Origin of the sequence: Streptomyces sp. NPDC087859, from assembly GCF_044742595.1 — a bacterium.
Classification (GTDB): domain Bacteria; phylum Actinomycetota; class Actinomycetes; order Streptomycetales; family Streptomycetaceae; genus Streptomyces; species Streptomyces canus_F.
Genome location: NZ_JBIUUU010000003.1, coordinates 441871 through 462074, shown reverse-complemented (window position 1 = coordinate 462074; position 20204 = coordinate 441871). Strand labels below are relative to the sequence as shown.

Genomic DNA, 20204 nt, shown 5'->3' with positions numbered 1-20204 from the left:
CGTCCCATCCCTGGGGGCTGCGCCCCCAGACCCCCGCTACGGCCCTGAAGGGGCCTTGTCCTCAAACGCCGGACGGGCTGGGTTTCTCAGCCCGTCCGGCGTTTGAGGACAAGGCCCTTCGGGCCGATCGGGGTCGAAGGGGCGGAGCCCCTGGAGGATGGGACGGGTAGGGGCGGCGGGGGCGAGGACCTCAGTCCTTCGACGGGTGCGGGGTCGAGCCGTAGGCCGTCAGGAAGCGGTCGCGGAAGGAGCTCATCTTCCAGACCGGGGCGTTGTGGGCGGGGCGCAGGCCGTCCGTCCAGTTCCAGTTCGCGATCTTGTCCAGGATCTTCGGGTCCTTGGCCACGATCGAGACCGGGACGTCCCGGCTGGCGTGGTCGCCGCTGACGCGGGCGATGGGCTGGTGGTCGCCGAGGAAGACGAGAACGGTGTCGTCGGTGCCGTAGCGCTCCAGCCACTGCGTGAGGGCCGTCACCGAGTACTGGATCGACTTGCCGTACTCCTCACGGGACTTGGTCGAGTCCGTGACGATGTCACCGGGGTTCTTGCCGGCCTTCTGGATCGCGTCGAAGACCGAGCCGTCACCGAGCCGGTCCCAGTCCACCAGCTTCGGGATCGGCGCCCACGGCTGGTGGCTCGACGTCAGGATGACCTCCGACATCAGCGGCTTGTCCCGCTTCTTGCCGTGGACGAGGCGCTGGAAGGCCTCCAGCGCATACTGGTCCGGCATCGTCGACCAGCTGAACTTCGGCCCCTGGTAGCCGAGTTGGAAGGCGTTGTAGACCTTGTCCAGGCCGTAGTACTTCGCCTCCGGCCAGCCCTTCTGGATCCCCGGCATCACCCCGACCGTGTCCCAGTCCCCGGTCTTCTGGAACGCCTTGGTGAGGGTCAGATGCTCCCCGGAGGTCACCGTGCGATACCGCTGCTGGTTGTCGATCCACAGGCCCGACAGAAACGTCGAGTGCCCCAGCCAACTGCTGCCCCCGTACGTCGCCGACGTCAGCCACCCGCTCTTGGCATGGAACCCCGCCTTGTCCAACGCCTCCGTCCGCGCCGCCAGCGTCGAGTCCACCCCCGGCGCCATGATCGGGTCCTCGATCGCGCTGCGGCCGTAACTCTCGATGAACGTGAAGATCACGTCCTTGCCCCGCAGATCCGGCACCAACTGCGCACCCGGCGTCGCCCCGAACGTGTCCGCCTTCGCCTCCTTCGCGAACGCCGCCTCGTCCCGGACCGTGTCCGCCACCCGCCGCGCCTGGATCTTCAGCGCGTCGGCGGCCCGGTCGGAGGCGATGGGCGTCCCGGCGATCTGCAGCCCGAGCGCGTAACAGGTGATCCACGCCAGCGCCGCGATGAGCGTGCCCCGCGCGGCGACCGGTCTGCTCGCCACCAGGACGTTGCTCAGCCGCACCATCGCCAGCGCCATGACCCCCACCAGCACCAGCACCAGCACGACCGCCCCGACGGCGGCCAGCACCGCGAACGTCCCGCCCATCGAATCCGCGACATACGACTGCGCGTCGTCCAGCAACTCCCAGTCGAGCACCAGATTGAAGCCCCGCCCCAGATACTCCCGGAACCCCATGTCCAGCACGTTCAGCACGGTCAGCACCCCGAGCCCCACCCCGGCCACCACCGCCACGACCACCCGAGGCCGCCGCGGCAGCCACAACGCCACCGCCGCCCCGAGGATCGCCTCGGCGGGGATACGGGTGAACCGATTCGGCTTCAGCGCGCCCAGGGCGTTCGGCAACAGCAGCGCCCCGAGGACGAGCAGCGCGGCAAGTGCGGTGACCGTCCACCGGAGGATCGGCGGACGCGCAGAAGGCGCGGGTGTGTCCGGCAGTTGCCGCGTGCGCAGAGTGACGGCCACCCGAGGGTCCTTCCGTACGGAACTTGGCACAATCCCGTACGGCTCGCTCTCAAGCGCCGTTCACAGCACTGGGCAAACAGGCAGCAAACAGCAGACCAAGGGCCACCGCACCCACCCAGGGGCGCGGGGAACTGCGCGACAAGCCACAACGGACCCGCACCCGCCACACGACCGTTCTAGGCACCCCCGACCGCGGTCAACAAGGCAAGAGGCGCCGCCGCAGACCGAGACTCCCGCACACACGCGTGCGGATACGGCACCGGCTCCGGATGCGAGTCCCGCCCGTACCCCGCGAGAACCTCCGGCAACCGATGCCCCGTGGCCGTCGCCGCGTCGACCAACGCATGCGCGACCACCCGCGCCTCGTCATGCAGCCCGTACCGAGCCAACCCCAGCGTGATCAGCGCGTTGTCGTGCGGCCACACCGACCCCCGGTGATACGAGAGCGGGTGATACGCCGACTGCCCGGCCGCCACCGTCCGCACCCCCCACCCGGAGAAGAAGTCCGGCTCCAGCAACCGCCGCCCCACCGCCTCCCCGTACTCCTTGTCCAGCAGCCCGGACCACAGCAGATGCCCGGCGTCCGAGGCCAGCGCGTCCACCTGCCGTCCCTCGCCGTCCAGCGCCAACGCCGGAAACGTCCGCTCCGGCATCCAGAAGTCCCGCTGGAAACGGTCCCGCAGATCACCCGCGGCCTGTTCGAGGAGCGCCGCGTACGTCTCGTCCGCCCAGACCGTCCGCGCCACCCACGCCGTACGCCGCAGCGCGTCGTACGCGTACCCCTGCGCCCCGGCCGCCATCACCGCCCCGCTCGCCCGCGTCCCGTCGGCCCAGCAGATCGCCCCGGGCGAGTCCTTCCAGTTCTGGTTGGCGAGCCCGCCCTGGTCGGCGCGGTACACGAGGTATCCGCGCGAGGTCAGCCCGCCGTGGTCCAGCATCCAGCCGATCGCCGCCCGGGCATGGGACTCCAGACGCCGGGCCATCGCGACGTCCCCGGTGTGCTCCACATACGCCCCGAGCAGCACCAGGAACAACGGCGTCGCGTCCACCGAGCCGTAGTAACGCCCGTACGGCACCTGGCCGAAGTGCGCCAGCTCCCCGTGCCGCACCTCGTGCACGATCTTTCCGGGCTGCGCCACCGAGTCCGCGCCGACCTCCGTGGCCTGGGCCGCGGCGAGCGCGGGGAGGGTGGCGGCGGCCAGCTGGGGACGGTAGGGGAGGGCGAACAGCGAGGTGAGCAGCGCGTCGCGGCCCAGCAGGGTCAGGAACCAGGGCGCGCCGGCGGCCGGGACGCGCAGTTCCTCGCCGTCCGGTCCGGTCGCCGGGACCTGGAGCGAGGCGAGGTCGGCGAGGCCACGGGCACACGCGGCGGCCAGTTCGGGCCAGCCGGTGGGGAAGGCGACACCCTCCACGAACTCGCCCTCCAGGGCGAGGAGTTGTGCGTTCAGCGCGGCCGGTGACTGCGGTACCCGCAGGGCTCGCTTGTCGCCGTGCGGCCGTGCCATCACCCGCAGCGTCAGCTCCGCCGTGCCGTGCGGCTCCAGTTCCAGCGTCCACACGAGGCGCCGGGCTCCGGTGCCCGTCTCCTCGACGCCGTCCGGGGCCGGCTCGGCCGTCACCGTCGTACGGGAACGCCATTCGCCGCGCTGGTAGGTGAACTCGACGCCCGCGTCGAGGACTTCGCGGGAGCGGGTGGCTCCTGTCTTCGGGTAGGTGCGGTAGTCGGAGCGGAGTTCGAACTGGTCCGTGAAATCGGCGTCGGCGGTGACCGCGAGCCGGACCGTGGTCGGCGCCGGGCGGTTGCTGGTGACGCGCAGGGACTCGACGAACGAGCCGTCGCCCACGGCCTGTTCGCGGAAGATCGTGTACGCGGGCGGCTCCTGGCGGCCGCCGCGCGGGACGAGGACGCAGCGCGCGGTGTCCCCGTCGGCGACGGGGGTGAGGGCCTCGGGCACGGCGCCGTCGACCGTCAGCTGCCAGCGGCTGAGGTGGCGGGCGTCGCGTACGAACAAGCCTTCCGGGGACGGGGAGGCGCCGCCCCGGACCCCGCTGATGTCCCCGCCGTCGCCCACGGCCGCGAACGTCCCGCCGTGCACGAGCAGATGATGCCGGTCCGTCATTGCCGGTCCCCTCCCTTGGATGTGCCGGTGTGCAGCAGGTCGAGCGTGAGCGCGGCGGTCCAGCCGAAGCCGGTCGCGCCGCAGGCCTCACCGGTGTACGGGTCGACGTACTCGGCGAACCCCGAGGTGTCCGCGATGTCGAGGGCGGCCCGGCGCAGTGCGTCGGCGCGGCCTCGCTCACCATGGGTGCGCAGGCCCCGCTCCATCAGCCAGCCGGTGTTGAACCAGGCCGGGCCGCGCCAGTAGCGGTGCGGGTCGAAGGCCTCGCCGAGAAGGTCGTAGCTGGGCACGAGGCGGGTGGTGCCGCCCAGGCCGAAGTGCTTGGAGGCGGTCGTACGGACGAGCGCCTCGACGATGTCCCGGGGGAGCGTCGGCAGCAGGAGCGGGATCAGCCCGGACACACTGCGCTCGGGGATCAGCCCCCCGCCCCGCACGTCCCGGCAGAAGAACATGCCCTCGGCCGGGTCCCACAGCCGGTCGATCAGCGCCGCCGTCAGACGCTCGGCGCGCGCGTGCCGGGCCGTGCCGGTCGCGCCCAGCTCCTGCGCGATCCGGGCGAGGGCGTGCTCGGAGGCGATGAGCAGGGCGTTGAAGGAGGGGTCCTCGACGGCGAATTCGCTGCGACCGCCCCCTTGTCTCCCGTCCATCCCGTCCCTGTACTCCCCGTCCCGGTAGTCCGTCGCCAGCCGCACGTACCGCCCGTAGTCCAGATCCGTCGGCCGGTCCTCCGCCGACCCGTGGTCGAGGTCGGCGCGCCGGAAGGAGCGGGCGGGGGCGGGGGTGACGCGGGAGAGCGGCAGGTCCCAGCAGGGGCTGTTGTCCATCCCCTGCTCCCAGGGGTGCACGACGGACGCCAGCGACCCCCCGCCCAGGTCCCGCCGGTGCAGCAGATAGCGGTGCCAGGCCGCCAGCCGGGGGTACATCCGGGTGAGGAAGCCGCGCGCCCGAGACAGACCCGGGTCCGAGCAGTGCACCAGCCACGCGGCCAGCGCGTGCACCGGTGGCTGCACGATGCCCGAGGTCTGTACGGTGCGCGGGGCGCCCGCAGCGCGCCCCGCGGTCGAGGAGCGCCAGAAGTCGGGGCTCGGGAAGTACGCGTCGAGCGGCACGGAGGGGTTGAAGACGATGTGCGGGATGCGCCCGTCGTCCCACTGGGCGGCGAGGAGTGTCTCCAGCTCCGTCTGTGCCCTGAGCGGCGACAGATGCCGCAGGCCGATCGCGATGAACGCCGAGTCCCACGACCACTGGTGCGGATACAGGCCGCGAGAGGGCACCGTGGAGGTGCCGGTCCAGTTGTCCTCCAGTACGCGGGCGGCCCTGCTGTGCAGCGAACTCCGGGTCGGGGGTGGATCGTATACAAACTCACGTTCTGTGAGACGGGCTGTGAGCTGGGCAGTGCGATCCACTCGGGGCTCCCCGAAAGACGTCCGGCCGACCGGTTCGGTCGTGGCTACCGTAGGGTTACGTCTATTTAACACGCAAAACTCAATATGTAATGCAGAGTTGGGAAACACAAGGGGGTGCGCATGACCGGACGGGGTCAGGGAAGCGCCGGCGATCTGCTCGAACTGGTACGAAGCGGGCGTGCGATCACGCGCGGCGCGCTCCAGCAGGCCACCGGGCTGTCCCGTGCCACCGTCGGCCAGCGCCTGGACCGTCTCTTCCGCGCGGGGTGGCTGCGCGAGGGTGCCGGTGGTCCCGTGGACTCCCCGCTCGGCGGGCGCCCCTCCATCACCCTGGAGTTCGACGACGCCCATGCCGTCGTCCTCGCCGCCGACCTGGACACCCGGCACGCCCGCGCGGCCGTCCTGTCGCTGACCGGCGAGCTTCTCGCCGAGCACAGCGGCACGCTCGTCATCGAGGACGGGCCGGACGCGGTGCTGGGGGAGCTGGGCCGCTGGTTCGCCGAGCTGCTGGAGAAGGCGGGCCACCGCGCGGGCGAGGTCTGCGGGATCGGACTCGCGGTGCCGGGGCCGGTCGACAGCGAGAGTGGCCGAGTGGTCCAGCCACCGATGATGCCGGGCTGGGACGGCTACGACATAAGAGGCCGCCTCGCCCGCTCCTTCACCGAGCACACGGGGGCACCCGCGGTGCCGGTCCTCGTCGACAACGACGCCAACCTCATGGCGTACGGCGAACAGCGCACGTCCTGTCCCGACTGCTCGGCGTTCGTGCTGGTCAAGGTCTCGACCGGTATCGGTGCCGGGGTCGTCGTCGGCGGCTCGATCTTCCGGGGCATCGACGGGGGCGCCGGGGACATCGGCCATATCCGGGTGGGCGCGGACGCGCTGTGCCGGTGCGGTTCCCGCGGCTGTCTGGCCGCCGTCGCCAGTGGTGGCGCCGTGGCGCGGCGGCTGGCCGAGGCCGGGGTGCCCGCGGCCTCCGGAGCGGATGTGCGGGACCTGCTGACCGCCGGTCATCCGGAGGCGGCCGCGCTCGCCCGGGAGGCGGGGCGGCAGGTCGGGGACGTCCTGGCGACCGTGGTGACGCTGCTGAATCCCGGGGTTCTGATGATCGCCGGCGATTTGGCCGGAACTGCCTTCCTTACCGGGGTGCGGGAGCTGCTCTATCAGCGGGCGCTGCCGCGCTCGACCGCTCATCTGGACGTCGTGACGTCACGGCTGGGGGAGCGGGCCGGACTGGTGGGGGCGGGAGCGCTGGTGGTGGAGTACCTCTACGCCCCTGAGCGGGTCGAGGAGCGGCTGGCCGCGCTTGGCGTGTGACCGGCATATTTCGGTCCGGAGACCCGTCCGCATGGTGAAATCCGGGCGCCTGTGGCAGCGTGATTCTCGCCACCCTTGATAGGGGTAGCGCTCAGATGAGCGGATCTTGAGCGACTGCACTTCTCCAAGGGGTGGCACTCGGTGCCACCCCTTGATCGTTCATCGATCGAAATCAGGCGTGCTGAATGCCGCTCAGATGAGCGATATGCCGCCACTTCGAGGGTCCCTGTGTTCAAGAAGTGAAAACATCGGGGCCCCGTCGCTTGCCAAGCTTTGACTTTCAATCCGCTGGCGGACGAGTGGTTACAGGCACATGACGCGCAAGTGGACCTCCCCAGACGCCTTCGATCTGGGTATGTTCCCCGTCGTCAGGGCAGCCACCGCGTCCTCGAGGGAGTCGAGAACCGTGTCGGAAAACAAAGAACCCCACGTAGCGAAGTTCGTTTACGACTTCACCGAGGGAAACAAGGACCTCAAGGACCTCCTGGGTGGCAAGGGCGCGAACCTCGCCGAGATGACCAACCTGGGACTCCCCGTTCCTCCCGGCTTCACCATCACGACCGAAGCCTGCAAGGTCTACCTGGAGAGCGGCGCGGAGCCCGTGGCACTGCGTGACGAGGTGAGTGCACACCTCGACGCCCTCGAGACACAGATGAGCAAGAAGCTCGGCCAGGCCGACAACCCGCTCCTCGTCTCGGTCCGCTCCGGCGCCAAGTTCTCCATGCCCGGCATGATGGACACGGTCCTGAACATCGGCCTCTCCGACAGGTCGGTGAAGGGCCTCGCCGAGCAGGCGGGCGACGAGCGGTTCGCCTGGGACTCCTACCGCCGTCTCATCCAGATGTTCGGCAAGACGGTCCTCGGCGTCGACGGCGAGCTCTTCGAGGAGGCGCTGGAGGCGGCGAAGGCGGCCAAGAAGGTCCACGTCGACACGGACCTGGAGGCGGCCGACCTCAAGAAGCTCGTCACCAAGTTCAAGAAGATCGTCAAGACCGAGGCCGGGCGGGACTTCCCGCAGGACCCGCGCGAGCAGATGGACCTCGCCATCGAGGCGGTCTTCAACTCCTGGAACACCGACCGCGCCAAGCTCTACCGCCGCCAGGAGCGCATCCCCGGCGACCTGGGCACCGCCGTCAACGTCTGTTCCATGGTCTTCGGCAACCTCGGCCCCGACTCCGGCACCGGCGTCGCCTTCACCCGCGACCCGGCCAGCGGCCACCAGGGCGTCTACGGCGACTACCTCCAGAACGCCCAGGGCGAGGACGTCGTCGCCGGTATCCGCAACACGGTCCCGCTCGCGGAGCTGGAGTCGATCGACAAGAAGTCGTACGACCAGCTGATGCAGATCATGGAGACCCTGGAGAACCACTACAAGGATCTCTGCGACATCGAGTTCACCATCGAGCGCGGCCAGCTCTGGATGCTCCAGACCCGCGTCGGCAAGCGCACGGCGGGCGCGGCCTTCCGTATCGCCACGCAGCTCGTGGACCAGGGCCTGATCGACGAGGCCGAGGCGCTCCAGCGCGTCAGCGGCGCCCAGCTGGCCCAGCTGATGTTCCCGCGCTTCGACGAGGACACGAAGGTCCAGACGGTCGGCCGGGGCATCGCGGCCTCGCCGGGCGCGGCGGTCGGCAAGGCGGTCTTCGACTCGTACACCGCGGTGAAGTGGTCGCGCTCCGGCGAGAAGGTCATCCTGGTCCGCCGGGAGACCAACCCCGACGACCTCGACGGCATGATCGCCGCCGAGGGCATCCTGACCTCGCGCGGCGGCAAGACCTCGCACGCGGCCGTGGTCGCGCGCGGCATGGGCAAGACCTGTGTCTGCGGTGCCGAGGAGCTGGAGGTCGACACCAAGCGGCGGCGGATGACGGTGCCCGGCGGCCATGTGGTCGAGGAGGGCGACGTCATCTCCATCGACGGGTCCAGCGGCAAGGTGTACCTCGGCGAGGTGCCCGTCGTCCCCTCCCCGGTCGTGGAGTACTTCGAGGGCCGGATGCACGCGGGTGCGCAGGACGCCGACGAGCTGGTCGAGGCCGTGCACCGGATCATGGCGTTCGCCGACCGCAAGCGCCGGCTGCGGGTGCGGGCCAACGCGGACAACGCCGAGGACGCCATGCGCGCCCGTCGCTTCGGAGCCCAGGGCATCGGCCTGTGCCGCACCGAGCACATGTTCCTCGGCGACCGGCGTGAACTGGTCGAGCGCCTCATCCTGGCCGACACGGAGACCGAGCGCGAGGAGTCGCTGAAGCAGCTGCTCCCGCTCCAGAAGCAGGACTTCGTGGAGCTGTTCGCGGCGATGGACGGCCTGCCGGTGACGGTCCGGCTCCTGGACCCGCCGCTGCACGAGTTCCTGCCGGACATCACCGAGCTGTCGGTGCGTGTGGCGCTCGCGGAGTCCCGTCAGGAGCCGCACGAGAACGAGCTGCGGCTGCTCCAGGCGGTCCACCGGCTGCACGAGCAGAACCCGATGCTGGGTCTGCGCGGTGTACGCCTCGGTCTGGTCATCCCGGGCCTGTTCACGATGCAGGTACGGGCGATCGCGGAGGCGGCGGCCGAGCGGAAGGCCGCGAAGGGCGACCCCCGCGCGGAGATCATGATCCCGCTCGTCGGCACGGTCCAGGAGCTGGAGATCGTCCGCGAGGAGGCCGACCAGGTCATCGCGGAGGTGGAGGCGGCGACGGGCACCGAGCTCAAGCTGACCATCGGCACGATGATCGAGCTCCCGCGCGCCGCGCTGACCGCCGGTCAGATCGCGGAGGCGGCGGAGTTCTTCAGCTTCGGCACGAACGACCTCACCCAGACGGTGTGGGGCTTCAGCCGGGACGACGTGGAGGCCTCCTTCTTCACGGCGTACCTGGAGAAGGGCATCTTCGGCGTCAGCCCGTTCGAGACGATCGACAGGGACGGCGTCGGCTCGCTGGTCAAGCTGGCGGCGGAGGCGGGCCGCAAGACCCGCCCCGACCTCAAGCTCGGCGTCTGCGGCGAGCACGGCGGTGACCCGGAGTCGGTCCACTTCTTCCACGAGGTCGGCCTGGACTACGTCTCCTGCTCGCCCTTCCGTATCCCGGTGGCCCGCCTGGAGGCCGGCCGCGCGGCCTCGGAGTCGGCGGGCAGCGACCACCGCTAGGGCCGCACGGCCACCAGAACCCCGGAACCGACGCCTGTCCCCGACCCTCAGTACCGATGGGCGCCGGTTCCGGATCACCAGGAAGGGGCGTCACCCTGTGCGGGGGTGGCGCCCCTTCGGGCTGCCTTCAGTGGTGGTCCGCGCGCCGCCTGTTCACCACGACCAGGACGCCCGCCCCGGCGAGCATGACGGACATGCCGGCGGCCGCGAAGTACGGCGTGTTGTCGTCCCCGCCGGTCTCGGCGAGGTCCGTGTCCTTCGGGGCCGCGGTGTCCGCCTCCTGGTCCTCGGCGGGGGTGAAGTCCGCGGGCGGGCTGTCGCAGCCGATACCGTCGCCGTCCCGGTCCAGATGGGTGCCGTAGTGCTCGTCGCTCTCGGGGATGTTCGCGTAGCCGTTCTCGTACGCCTCGGTGCAGTTGGCGAACGGATGGTCGCCGTCGTGCGCCCAGGCGGCTGAGGGCAGGACGGCGAGGGCCAGCGCGGCGACGACGATGGCGCCGGGCTTGCGGAGCAGGTTCACGGCGGGTCCTTACGGGGTTGGTGGTGACAAGAGGTGCCCGAAGGTAGTGCGAGACCGTGATGGTGGAAGTGGTGTGAAGAACCCGTGACGCGAACGTGACGCGACCGAACGGAAGCGCTCAGTGACCGCTCAAGTGCGGTCGCACGTAAGGGCATTGCGATCCGCCGACAAAGTTCAGCTGTCGCAGCCGACGCCGTCGGAGTCGTCCTGCGCCGTCGCTTCCGCGGTGACCGTCGGCTGCGGCTTGGCCGTCACCGGCTTCGCGTCGTCCTTGATGTCCTCGCCGTCGCTGCCTATGCCGGCGCCGATGGGCAGGGCGAGGGCGGGCAGGGCGTAGCGCTTCCGGGCCCGCTTGGGGGCGGGTCCGGAAGCGGTGGGGTGTTCACGCGCCTATGAGCGGAACGGCCCCGTCACCTCGTACGTGATTCCGCCCGATGAGCTTCCCGTCGTGCCTCGCTGGCTGGAGAAGTACAGCCGGGTGCCGTCCGGGGAGAATGCCGGGCCCGTGATTTCCGAGGAGGACTGGCCGTCGATTCTCAGGAACGGTGCCACCACGTCGTCCGGGGTGATCAGGCAGATGTCCATGCTGCCGCCGTCCTCGGCGACGTAGAGGTCGCCGGAGGAGGCGCCGGTGATGTTGTCGACGCCGGTGAGCGGGGCCGTGCCGGAGGTGACCAGGGAGTCGTCGTAGGCCAGCTCGTAGGTGTTCGAGGTGAGGTCGAGCTGCCAGACGCGGTTGTCGCCCTTGGTGGTGAACCAGACCTTGTCGTCGGCGTAGTGGCAGCCCTCGCCGCCGTTGAAGGACTTGGAGCCGGAGACCTGGGTGCGGGTCGAGGTGGGGGAGCCGTCCGGGTCGGGGACGGTCGTCCAGGTGTAGGAGCCCGAGGTGGCGGTGCCGGCGACCAGGACCTGGAGGGTGCCGGCGGACAGGCTGCCCCAAGTCGTCGGCACGAAGCGGTAGAAGCGGCCGTTCGTCTCGTCCTCGGTCAGATAGATCACCCGGCGGACCGGGTCGGCCGCGGCGGCCTCGTGCTTGAAACGGCCCATCGCCGGCCGCTGCACCGCCGCGTTCGTGCCCCACGGGTCGGTCTCGTAGACGTACCCCCGGTCGACCTCCTCGCAGGACAGCCAGGTGTTCCACGGGGTCCTGCCGCCCGCGCAGTTCTGCCGGGTGCCGGACAGGATGCGGTACGCCGAGGTGATCGCGCCGCTCGACGAGAACCGCACCGCGCTCGCGCCGCCGGAGGGATTGATCTCCGAGTTGGAGACGTAGATCCAGCCCGTGCCGTCCGCGTAACAGGCGCCGCCGTCCGGGGCGTTGTGCCAGGTGTACGACGTTCCGGTGACCGTCTGGCCCGAGCGGGCGATGACCCGGCTGGTGAAGCCCGACGGGAGTCTGATGCCGTTGGCGTCCGGGGAGCCGAGCGCCCCGTAGGGGCCCGTGCCGGGCTGGGCCGGTGCGGCGTACGCGGCGCCGCGCCACAGGGTGCCGCCGAAGACGGCGGAGGTGCCGCCGATGGCGGTCGCACGGAGGAAGGTACGACGTTCCACTGTCGCTCCAAGAGGTGCCGTGACCGTCCCGCCACCGGTCGGGGGCGGGAGCGTGCGGGTGGGAACCTAGGGGAACTTGGTAGCCGTGTCATGGACAGGCCATGAACGCGTGCTCCATGGCGAGTCCAAGGTTTCGCGGCGTCCTGTCGACGGCGTGCCTCATCGGGGGCAGGCTGGCGGCAAGCGCCGACGCGGCGGGAAGGAGCCCGGGCATGTCCTCCGGCTGGAACGAGCAGCACATCCCCGAACAGCACGGCCGCACCGCCGTCGTCACCGGTGCCAACAGCGGCATCGGCTACGTCACCGCGCGCGAACTGGCACGCAAGGGCGCCCGGGTGGTGCTCGCCTGCCGGAGCGAGGCGCGCGGGACCGAGGCGGGGGACCGGCTGGTCACCGAAGTGCCGGGTGCCCAGGTGGAGTTCGCGAGGCTCGACCTCGGAGACCTCGCCTCCGTGAGGGAGTTCGCGCGGACACTGCCGTACGACCGACTCGACCTGCTCATCAACAACGCGGGCGTGATGGCCCTGCCGTACGGCACCACGGCGGACGGCTTCGAGACCCAGTTCGGCGTCAACCACCTCGGCCACTTCGCACTCACCGGGCTGCTGCTGCCCACGCTGCTCGACACCCCGGGCGCCCGGGTGGTGACCGTCTCCAGCACGACGCACGCCCTGGCCAACATCGACATCGACGACCTCAACAGCGAGCGGCGGTACCGCCGTTGGGTCGCCTACGCCCGCTCCAAGACCGCCAACCTGCTCTTCACCCACGAACTGGCGCGCAGGCTCGCCGCGCACGGTTCGGACGTCGTCGCGGCGGCCGCCCACCCGGGATACGCGGCGACCAACCTCCAGGCGGCCGGACCCCGAATGGCGGGCCGCCGCTTCACCGAGCGCTTCATGGCCGTCGGCAACAGGTTCTTCGCCCAGTCGGCGCAGGCGGGCGCCCTCCCCACCCTCCATGCCGCCACCGCTCCCGAGGTGTCTCCCGACTCCTTCACCGGCCCGTCCCTCGCGGGCTGGCGCGGATCGCCGGGGCCGTCCTGGCGAGCGCCCTGGACCCGCAACGACCAGGCGGGCGAACGGCTTTGGGCCGCGTCCGAGCGGCTCACGGGAGTGTCGTACGACGCCCTCAAGGCCTAGGGTCACCCGCCATGCGACCGGACCTTCCGGCACGTCTGCCGAAGCACCACCTCAACACCCCGCTGCTGGACTACCTGCGGGCACAGGGTGCTCCACCGAGCCGCCCGGACGACTACACGTTGGGTGAGTGGCAGCTGCACGCGCACCCCGATCTGTTGGACCGGCTGGCGGAGTTGGCTCCGGGCGTGCCCCTGAACGCCGCCTATGGCATTCCGCTCCTGGCCCACAAGGGCGTCGCGGCCGTCGCCGCCCAGGGGACGGGCACCCTGCTGATGCGCCTGCCCGAGCCGCCGGCCGACCTCAAGGAGGGCCGCCGGCCGGTCCCCGAGCTCACCGGCCACGGATGGTGGGCCGTCGATGCCTGGCAGAGCGACCTGCGCATCGTCGAGGGAGATCACAGGCTCCTGATGGCCATCGAGCAAGCGTTGTCCCACACCCGGGACCTCATGTCCTAGCCGGGTGTGCGGCACTTCCGGCGAAGCGTCACGCCGTCTTGCCGCTGTCCACCACCAGGTCCGCGCCCACCACGGACGAGGCGTCGTCCGAGGCCAGATAGAGGACCGCGGCGGCGATCTCCGCCGTGGCGGAGGCGCGGCCGAGCGGCACCGAGTTCTCCATGCGCTCGGCGCGCTCGGCCTCCGTCTCGCCGGGGAGCAGGGACATCTCCGTCTCCACGGGACCGGGGCTGACCGCGTTGATACGGACCCCGTCGCCGATGTGGTCGCGTGCGGCGCCCCGGGTGAGGACGGAGACGGCGGCCTTGGTGGCGGCGTACGCGGTGGCGCCGGGGTGGCGGGCGTGGACGCCGAAAATGGAGGCGATGTTGACGATCGCGCCGCCGGAGGGCTGGGTCCGCATCTGGCGGACCTCGGCCCGGAGGGCGTGGAAGACACCGGTGACGTTGATGTCGAGCTGCTCGGTCCAGTCGGACTCCGACAGGTCGGCCAGGGGCTGCCCGCCCCGGAAGACGCCCGCGTTGTTGACCGCCACGTCGAGGGAGCCGAAGCGGTCCACGGCGGCGGCCACGACGGCCCGGACGTCGGGGGCACGGGACACGTCGGCGGTGAGCGCCAGCGCCTTGCCGCCCGCCTCCTCGATCAGGGCCGCCGTGTCGTCGAGGGGTTCCCGCCGCCGCCCGGCCACGACGACCTGCGCCCCCTCGGCGGCGAACGCCAGCGCGACGGCACGGCCGATGCCGGAGCCGGCGCCGGTCACGAGAACGGTCCTGTCCTGGAAACGCGTGCTGGTCATGATCTCCCCTTATTCTTGACCGAACGGTTCAGTATCGCGCCAAATAAAAAACGGCCGCCCTCGGTGAGCGACGGCCCTCAGTCCAGCAGTGTCAGAGCCTGTTCCGCCGCGTCCCGCACCCGCGCCGGGTCCGGCGACGCCTTGCCCACCACCTTGAGGCCCTGGAGCAGCACCAGCAGCATGCGGGCGAGGGCGAGCGGATCGCGGCCCGCCCCGAGCTCGCCCTGGGCCCCGGCGCGGACCAGCGCCGAGTGCAGCACTGTCTCCACGTGGTCCCAGTTCCGCTCGACCTGCCGCGCGGCGGCCGGGTCGTGCGGGGCGAGCTCGGTCGCCGTGTTGGTGATGAAACAGCCGTTCAGGCGCAGGTTCTCGGCGGTGGCCTCGTCCGCGTAACGCCGTACGAGCGCCCGTACCGCGGGCAGCACCGGACCCGGCCGGGACAGCTCCCCGAGCAGGTCCGGGAGCTGTTCCTGGTAGCGCTCCAGCGCCTTCAGATACAGCTCGTGCTTGTTGCCGAAGGTCGCGTAGAGGCTGGCGCGGCCGATGCCGAGGTGCTCGACGAGGTCGGACATGGACGTCGCCTCGTAGCCGCGCCGCCAGAACAGCTCCAGGGCTGCCTGCAGCGCGGCCTCCGGATCGAACGCCTTGGTCCTGGCCACGTGTCGCAGCCTAGATCCAATGAGAACGGTCGGTCAAGAAAGGGTGGTCCGCGAGCGGGTCACGACACCCGGACCTGGTACGTCGGGATCCGTACCGTCTCGTCGTCCAGGCACTGCCCCGACAGCAGGTCGAAGCGCTGCTTCAGCAGGGGCGAGGCGACGAACGGCCGGCCCTCGTGGGTGCCGGTCAGTCCGCGGGAGAGGACCGCCGCGCCACCGAACGGGTCGCGGTTGTCGATGGCGTACAGCTCGCCCGCGCGGTCACGGAAGAGGGCCGCCTGCCGGCCGTCGGGCAGCAGGGCCGCCACGCCGCGGCCCGGCAGCAGGACGTTCAGGTCGCAGACCGTGAACCAGCTGTCGTCGAGGCGCAGTTGGATCTTCAGGGCGGTCGTCTCGGGTGCCAGGGTCATCGCTGGGCGCTTCCTTCCAGGACGTCTTCAGCGGGGCGCATGCCGATGGACAGCAGGGGCAGGTCGGGCTTGATCTGGTCGCGCTCGGGGACGAAGCCGACGACCGGGTCGGGGGTGTCCGGCGCGTTCACGAAGGACACGAACCGGGAGAGCTTCTCGGGGTCGTTGATGGTGTCGGACCACTCGTCGCGGTAGTGGGCGACGTGCGAGGTCATCAGCGACTCCAGCTCCTCGCAGATGCCGAGGGAGTCCTCCACCACCACGTCCCGGACGTGGTCCAGGCCGCCGGGGATCCGCTCCAGCCAGGTGGAGGTGCGCTCCAGCCGGTCGGCGGTGCGGATGTAGAACATCAGGAACCGGTCGATCAGCCTGATCAGTTCGGCGTCGCTGAGGTCCTGGGCCAGCAGGTCCGCGTGGCGCGGGGTGGCGCCGCCGTTGCCGCCGACGTACAGGTTCCAGCCGCCCGAGGTCGCGATGATCCCGAAGTCCTTGGACTGGGCCTCGGCGCACTCGCGGGCGCAGCCCGACACCGCCGACTTCAGCTTGTGCGGGGAGCGCAGGCCCCGGTAGCGCAGCTCCAGGTCGATCGCCATGCGCACCGAGTCCTGGACGCCGTAGCGGCACCAGGTCTGGCCCACGCAGGACTTGACCGTACGCAGCGACTTCCCGTACGCGTGGCCGGACTCGAAGCCCGCGTCCACCAGCCGGGTCCAGATCAGGGGGAGCTGTTCGACGCGGGCGCCGAACATGTCGATCCGCTGACCGCCGGTGATCTTCGTGTAGAGGCCGAAGTCGCGGGCGATCTCGCCGATGACGATCAGGCCCTCCGGGGTGATCTCACCGCCGGGGATACGCGGGACGACCGAGTACGAGCCGTTCTTCTGGAGGTTGGCCAGGAAGTGGTCGTTGGTGTCCTGCAGCGCGGCCTGCTCGCCGTCCAGGACGTAGACGTCGGCCCCGATGGTCGAGGCGAGGGAGGCGATGATCGAGGCCACGGCCGGCTTGCAGGTCTCGCAGCCGTCGCCGCCCCGGGCGCCCTCGCGGCCGTAGCGGTCCAGCAGGTCCTGGTAGGTGTTGATGCGCAGGGCGAGGACGATCTCGTAGAGCTCCTCGCGGGTCTGCGAGAAGCAGCCGCACAGGCCCTTGTCGACGACGACGCCGGACGCCTCCAGCTCGGCGGTGACCAGCTGGCCGAGGACCTTGACACAACTGCCGCAGGTCGTACCGGCCTTGGTGCACTTCTTCACCTCGGGCACGGTGGTGCAGTTGTGCTCGGTGACCGCGCCGCGGATGGTGCCCTTGCGGACGTTGTTGCAGGAACAGATGATCGCGTCGTCCGGCAGGGCGCTCGGGCCGAGCTGGACGGACTCCCCGGCGCCGGCGGGCAGCACGAGCGACTCGGGCGAGACCGGCGGGACCGAACCCGTGAAGGCCTTCAGCGTGCCGTACGCCTCGGCGTCGCCGACCAGGATGCCGCCCAGCAGTGTGCCGTCGCGGCCGATGACGAGCTTCTTGTACAGGCCCGAGCGGGAGTCGGAGTAGACGACGTCGAGGCAGTCCTCGGTCGCGCCGTGCGCGTCACCGAAGGAGGCCACGTCCACGCCGAGCAGCTTCAACTTGGTGGAGAGGTCGGCGCCGAGGAACGAGGCCTCGTCCGAGGCGATGGTCGCCGCGACCGTCTCGGCCTGCTCGTAACCGGGGGCGACCAGGCCGTACACCCGGCCGTCGGCGGCCAGCGCGCACTCGCCGATCGCGAAGACGTGCGGGTCGGCGACCGTGCGGCACTGCTCGTCGACGGTGATGCCGCCGCGCTCGCCGACCGTGAGGCCGCAGTCGCGGGCCAGCTGGTCGCGGGGGCGGACACCGGCGGAGAACACCACCAGATCGGTGGCGAGTTCGGAGCCGTCGGAGAGCTTCATGCCGGTGACGGCACCCTCGGAGTCGACCACGATCTCCTGCGTGCCGACGCCCGTGTGGACGCTCAGCCCCATCTCCTCGATGGTGCGCAGCAGCGCCGCGCCACCGCCCTCGTCGACCTGCACCGGCATCAGCCGCGGCGCGAACTCCACGATGTGGGAGGTGAGTCCGAGGCCCTTCAGCGCGCCCGCGGCCTCCAGGCCGAGCAGACCGCCGCCGACCACGGCACCGGTGGTGCGCGTCTTGGCGTACTCCTCGATGGCGAGGAGGTCCTCGATGGTGCGGTAGACGAAGCAGCCCTTGGCGTCCTTGTGGGGGACCGGCGGCACGAAGGGGTACGAGCCGGTCGCGAGGACGAGGATGTCGTAGTCGAAGACCTGGCCGGACCGGGCGGTCACCCTGCGGGCCTCGCGGTCGACGGTCTCCGCCGGGTCGCCGACGTAGAGCTCGATGCCCTCCTTCTCGATGAACTCCATGTCCGTCATCGAGAGGTCCTCGGGCGTCTTGCCCGAGAAGTACGAGGTGAGCGCTACGCGGTCGTAGGCCGGGCGCGGCTCCTCACAGAGCACGACCACGCGGTGCGTGGCGGTCAGGCCGCGCTCGGCGAGCGCTTCGAGGAAGCGCTGGCCGACCATGCCGTGGCCGACGAGCACGATCGTGGGAGTGGTCTCCCTGTTGGCGGTCATCAGGAGCCTCCATCGTTGGTGAGCAGGTGGAGCAGAGGACCGTCGTCGGGGAGCGGCTCTGCTCCCTCCCAGGCGCGCGCGAGCGCGCCGACGGTGCCGAGTTCGCCGACGAGGACCCCGCCGACCAGGCGGTCGTCGCGGACGACGACCTTGCGGTAGGTGCCTCGGGTGGCATCGGCGAGCTGGACGACGTCGTCGCCGGGAAGTGCCTCCGTCTCGCCGAACGCGGCGAGGTCGAAAGCGGTCTGACCGGGCAGAGTGAGCCGGGTCAGCGAACGGGTGCCGGTGTAGCGGGCGGTCGCCCGCCCGGCCAGCAGCTCGGCGAGCACTTCGGCCTGTTCGAGGGCCGGAGTGGCGAGCCCGTACACGTTTCCGTCGTGCTGGGCGCAGTCGCCGATGGCGTGGATGTACGGGTCGGAGGTGCGCAGTTCGTCGTCCACGACGATGCCCTTGCGGACCTCGATGCCGGCGCCCCAGGCGAGGCCCGCGCGCGGGCGGACCCCGCAGGCCAGGACCACCAGGTCGGCGTCGAGGGCGTATCCGTCGGCCATCTCGACCGAGCGGACCGCGCCGTTGACGCAGCGCACGTCACGCACCCGCAGATCGGTGTGGACCTCGACGCCGAGCTCGCTCAGATGGCGCCGGACGAGCTGGGAGGCGTTCGGGTCGAGCTGGCGCTCCATGAGCCGCTCGGACTGCTGGGCGAGGATCACCTGCGCGCCGCGCTGGGCGAGCGCCCGGGCGGCGGAGACCCCGAGGAGTCCACCGCCGATGACGACCGCCTTCGCACCCGGCCGGACCGCCTTGGACAGGCCCAGGCAGTCGTCCATCGTGCGGAAGGCGTGGACGCCCTCCGGCAGGACGTGGTCGGGGGTGAACAGACCGCGCAGGGGCGGCAGTACCGGGTTCGAGCCGGTGGCCAGGACCAGCCGGTCGTATGCGATCTTCGAACCGTCGGCGCACTCGACGGTCCGCGCCTCCCGGTCGATGCCGGTGACCCGGGCGCGGGTGAGCTCCGCGGGGGTCGGCAGCGCGATCACGTCGGGGCTGTACCGTCCGGCCAGCACATCGGCGAGCAGCACCCGGTTGTACGGGCGGTGCTCCTCCTCGCCGATCAGCGTCACGGGCGTGCCGAGTTCGCCGAGCCGCCGGGCGAGACGGACGCCCGCGAGCCCGGCGCCGATCACCACCACACGCGTATTCGAGGTCATGTCCAGGAGCGTGCGTTGCCGGTGTTACCCGACCGCATCACCTCTGTTTCCCGCGAGGAACGCTGCCCTCAGCAGGGGCGGTGGGCGGGTGTGAGGGTTCCCCGAGTGCGCCGGGGACGGGCTGTGAGGTGGCGAATCCAGCGGAATCCGTGCAGGTGACATCGTCTACGAGGCTCAGCGGAAGCTCATCTCGATGGACTGGACACCTATCTCCTGTCTAGGGTCCCGATCATGCCCGACATATCGCTGACCACCCTCGTCGTCCTGTGCCTCGCGGCTCTGGCCGCCGGCTGGATCGACGCCGTGGTCGGCGGCGGGGGTCTGCTCCTGCTCCCGGCCCTGCTGCTCGGCCTGCCGTCGAGCACCCCGGCCGCGTACGCCCTCGGTACCAACAAGGCGGTCGCCATCGTCGGCACGTCCGGCGCGGCGGTGACCTACGCCCGCAAGGCCCCGGTCGACGTACGTCTCGCGGTCCGCATCGGCCTCGCGGCCCTCGTGGGCTCCTCGGCGGGGGCGTTCTTCGCGGCGGGGATGAGCACGGACGTGCTGAAGCCCGTGATCATGGTGGTGCTCCTGGCCGTCGCCGCCTTCGTCATCCTGCGCCCTTCCTTCGGCACCGCCCCCGCCACCGGCCCGGCCGGCCGCCGCCGCGTCCTGGCCGCGATCGGCCTGGCGGGCCTCGGCATCGGTTTCTACGACGGTCTGATCGGCCCCGGCACCGGCACCTTCCTGGTCCTCACGCTCACCGCCGTCCTCCACCTCGACCTGGTCACCGCCTCCGCCACCGCGAAGATCGTCAACTGCTGCACCAACGCCGGCGCGCTGGCCACCTTCGCCTGGCAGGGCACGGTCCTGTGGCAGCTGGCGGGGCTGATGGCGGTGTTCAACCTGGCGGGCGGCATGCTCGGCGCGCACACGGCCCTGAAGCAGGGGAGCGGTTTCGTCCGGGTCGTGCTGCTGACGGTGGTGTTCGCGCTGGTGACGAAAATGGCGTACGAGCAGTGGCTCGCCTGA

The 20204-nt window shown here is 70.9% G+C and carries 15 protein-coding genes; 5 read left to right on the top strand and 10 right to left on the bottom strand.

The annotated features are described in order from the left end of the window. Nucleotides 1-190: 190 nt before the first annotated feature. The 3 genes from ACIOHP_RS09475 to ACIOHP_RS09465 all read right to left on the bottom strand — a co-directional run bounded on the left by ACIOHP_RS09475 (nucleotide 191) and on the right by ACIOHP_RS09465 (nucleotide 5399). Nucleotides 191-1846 (bottom strand): CDP-alcohol phosphatidyltransferase, encoded by a 1656-nt coding sequence (locus tag ACIOHP_RS09475; protein WP_401885271.1) that lies wholly within the window; start codon nucleotides 1844-1846, stop codon nucleotides 191-193. A 203-nt stretch (nucleotides 1847-2049) separates the two neighbouring features. Further along, entirely contained in the window at nucleotides 2050-3993 is a 1944-nt protein-coding gene (locus ACIOHP_RS09470; RefSeq protein WP_361540502.1) for a glycogen debranching N-terminal domain-containing protein, read from the bottom strand. Beyond that, nucleotides 3990-5399, bottom strand: a complete 1410-nt coding sequence (locus ACIOHP_RS09465; protein ID WP_401884988.1) for an MGH1-like glycoside hydrolase domain-containing protein — start codon at nucleotides 5397-5399, stop codon at nucleotides 3990-3992. Before ACIOHP_RS09465 ends, ACIOHP_RS09470 begins: the two co-directional genes overlap by 4 nt. Before the next feature lie 120 nt (nucleotides 5400-5519). On the opposite strand from ACIOHP_RS09465, the gene ACIOHP_RS09460 reads away from it, so the two are divergent. Both ACIOHP_RS09460 and ppdK read left to right on the top strand, forming a co-directional pair. Then, nucleotides 5520-6716: an ROK family protein gene (locus ACIOHP_RS09460; protein WP_361540496.1), complete on the top strand. Its 1197-nt coding sequence runs from the start codon at nucleotides 5520-5522 to the stop codon at nucleotides 6714-6716. 406 nt (nucleotides 6717-7122) lie between these two features. After that, complete coding sequence (ppdK, locus tag ACIOHP_RS09455) at nucleotides 7123-9843, top strand: pyruvate, phosphate dikinase (RefSeq protein WP_401884985.1); 2721 nt, start codon at nucleotides 7123-7125, stop codon at nucleotides 9841-9843. A gap of 127 nt (nucleotides 9844-9970) precedes the next feature. Here the strand turns inward: ppdK and ACIOHP_RS09450 are convergent, their stop codons facing one another. Together ACIOHP_RS09450 and ACIOHP_RS09445 are read right to left on the bottom strand one after the other, a co-directional pair. Then, entirely contained in the window at nucleotides 9971-10363 is a 393-nt protein-coding gene (locus ACIOHP_RS09450) for an excalibur calcium-binding domain-containing protein (protein ID WP_401884981.1), read from the bottom strand. 390 nt (nucleotides 10364-10753) lie between these two features. Beyond that, nucleotides 10754-11914: an alkaline phosphatase PhoX gene (locus tag ACIOHP_RS09445; RefSeq protein WP_401884979.1), complete on the bottom strand. Its 1161-nt coding sequence runs from the start codon at nucleotides 11912-11914 to the stop codon at nucleotides 10754-10756. A 212-nt stretch (nucleotides 11915-12126) separates the two neighbouring features. Between ACIOHP_RS09445 and ACIOHP_RS09440 the strand changes: the two genes are divergently transcribed. Beyond that, nucleotides 12127-13056: an oxidoreductase gene (locus tag ACIOHP_RS09440; protein WP_401884976.1), complete on the top strand. Its 930-nt coding sequence runs from the start codon at nucleotides 12127-12129 to the stop codon at nucleotides 13054-13056. 11 nt (nucleotides 13057-13067) lie between these two features. Continuing rightward, entirely contained in the window at nucleotides 13068-13511 is a 444-nt protein-coding gene (locus tag ACIOHP_RS09435; protein ID WP_401884974.1) for a hypothetical protein, read from the top strand. A 28-nt stretch (nucleotides 13512-13539) separates the two neighbouring features. Here the strand turns inward: ACIOHP_RS09435 and ACIOHP_RS09430 are convergent, their stop codons facing one another. From ACIOHP_RS09430 to ACIOHP_RS09410, 5 genes are all read right to left on the bottom strand, one after another. Next, on the bottom strand, nucleotides 13540-14307 hold the full coding sequence (locus ACIOHP_RS09430; protein ID WP_401884972.1) for an SDR family NAD(P)-dependent oxidoreductase: 768 nt from the start codon (nucleotides 14305-14307) through the stop codon (nucleotides 13540-13542). Nucleotides 14308-14384: 77 nt separating this feature from the next. After that, entirely contained in the window at nucleotides 14385-14966 is a 582-nt protein-coding gene (locus tag ACIOHP_RS09425) for a TetR/AcrR family transcriptional regulator (protein WP_401884969.1), read from the bottom strand. A gap of 59 nt (nucleotides 14967-15025) precedes the next feature. Beyond that, nucleotides 15026-15376, bottom strand: a complete 351-nt coding sequence (gene nirD / locus ACIOHP_RS09420) for a nitrite reductase small subunit NirD (protein WP_046260233.1) — start codon at nucleotides 15374-15376, stop codon at nucleotides 15026-15028. Beyond that, entirely contained in the window at nucleotides 15373-17979 is a 2607-nt protein-coding gene (gene nirB / locus ACIOHP_RS09415; RefSeq protein ID WP_401884967.1) for a nitrite reductase large subunit NirB, read from the bottom strand. Before nirB ends, nirD begins: the two co-directional genes overlap by 4 nt. Beyond that, a complete protein-coding gene (locus ACIOHP_RS09410; protein ID WP_401884964.1) occupies nucleotides 17979-19190 on the bottom strand; it encodes an NAD(P)/FAD-dependent oxidoreductase in 1212 nt (403 codons plus the stop codon). Before ACIOHP_RS09410 ends, nirB begins: the two co-directional genes overlap by 1 nt. A gap of 231 nt (nucleotides 19191-19421) precedes the next feature. On the opposite strand from ACIOHP_RS09410, the gene ACIOHP_RS09405 reads away from it, so the two are divergent. Then, nucleotides 19422-20204: a sulfite exporter TauE/SafE family protein gene (locus ACIOHP_RS09405; protein ID WP_401884962.1), complete on the top strand. Its 783-nt coding sequence runs from the start codon at nucleotides 19422-19424 to the stop codon at nucleotides 20202-20204.

Excerpts from the sequence above, each read along its gene's own strand:
- ACIOHP_RS09470 (WP_361540502.1), bottom strand. The coding sequence starts at position 3,993 with ATGACGGACCGGCATCATCTGCTCGTGCACGGCGGGACGTTCGCGGCC.
- ACIOHP_RS09460 (WP_361540496.1), top strand. The coding sequence starts at position 5,520 with ATGACCGGACGGGGTCAGGGAAGCGCCGGCGATCTGCTCGAACTGGTA.
- ACIOHP_RS09440 (WP_401884976.1), top strand. The coding sequence starts at position 12,127 with ATGTCCTCCGGCTGGAACGAGCAGCACATCCCCGAACAGCACGGCCGC.
- ACIOHP_RS09435 (WP_401884974.1), top strand. The coding sequence starts at position 13,068 with ATGCGACCGGACCTTCCGGCACGTCTGCCGAAGCACCACCTCAACACC.
- ACIOHP_RS09430 (WP_401884972.1), bottom strand. The coding sequence starts at position 14,307 with ATGACCAGCACGCGTTTCCAGGACAGGACCGTTCTCGTGACCGGCGCC.
- nirD (WP_046260233.1), bottom strand. The coding sequence starts at position 15,376 with ATGACCCTGGCACCCGAGACGACCGCCCTGAAGATCCAACTGCGCCTC.
- nirB (WP_401884967.1), bottom strand. The coding sequence starts at position 17,979 with ATGACCGCCAACAGGGAGACCACTCCCACGATCGTGCTCGTCGGCCAC.
- ACIOHP_RS09410 (WP_401884964.1), bottom strand. The coding sequence starts at position 19,190 with ATGACCTCGAATACGCGTGTGGTGGTGATCGGCGCCGGGCTCGCGGGC.
- ACIOHP_RS09405 (WP_401884962.1), top strand. The coding sequence starts at position 19,422 with ATGCCCGACATATCGCTGACCACCCTCGTCGTCCTGTGCCTCGCGGCT.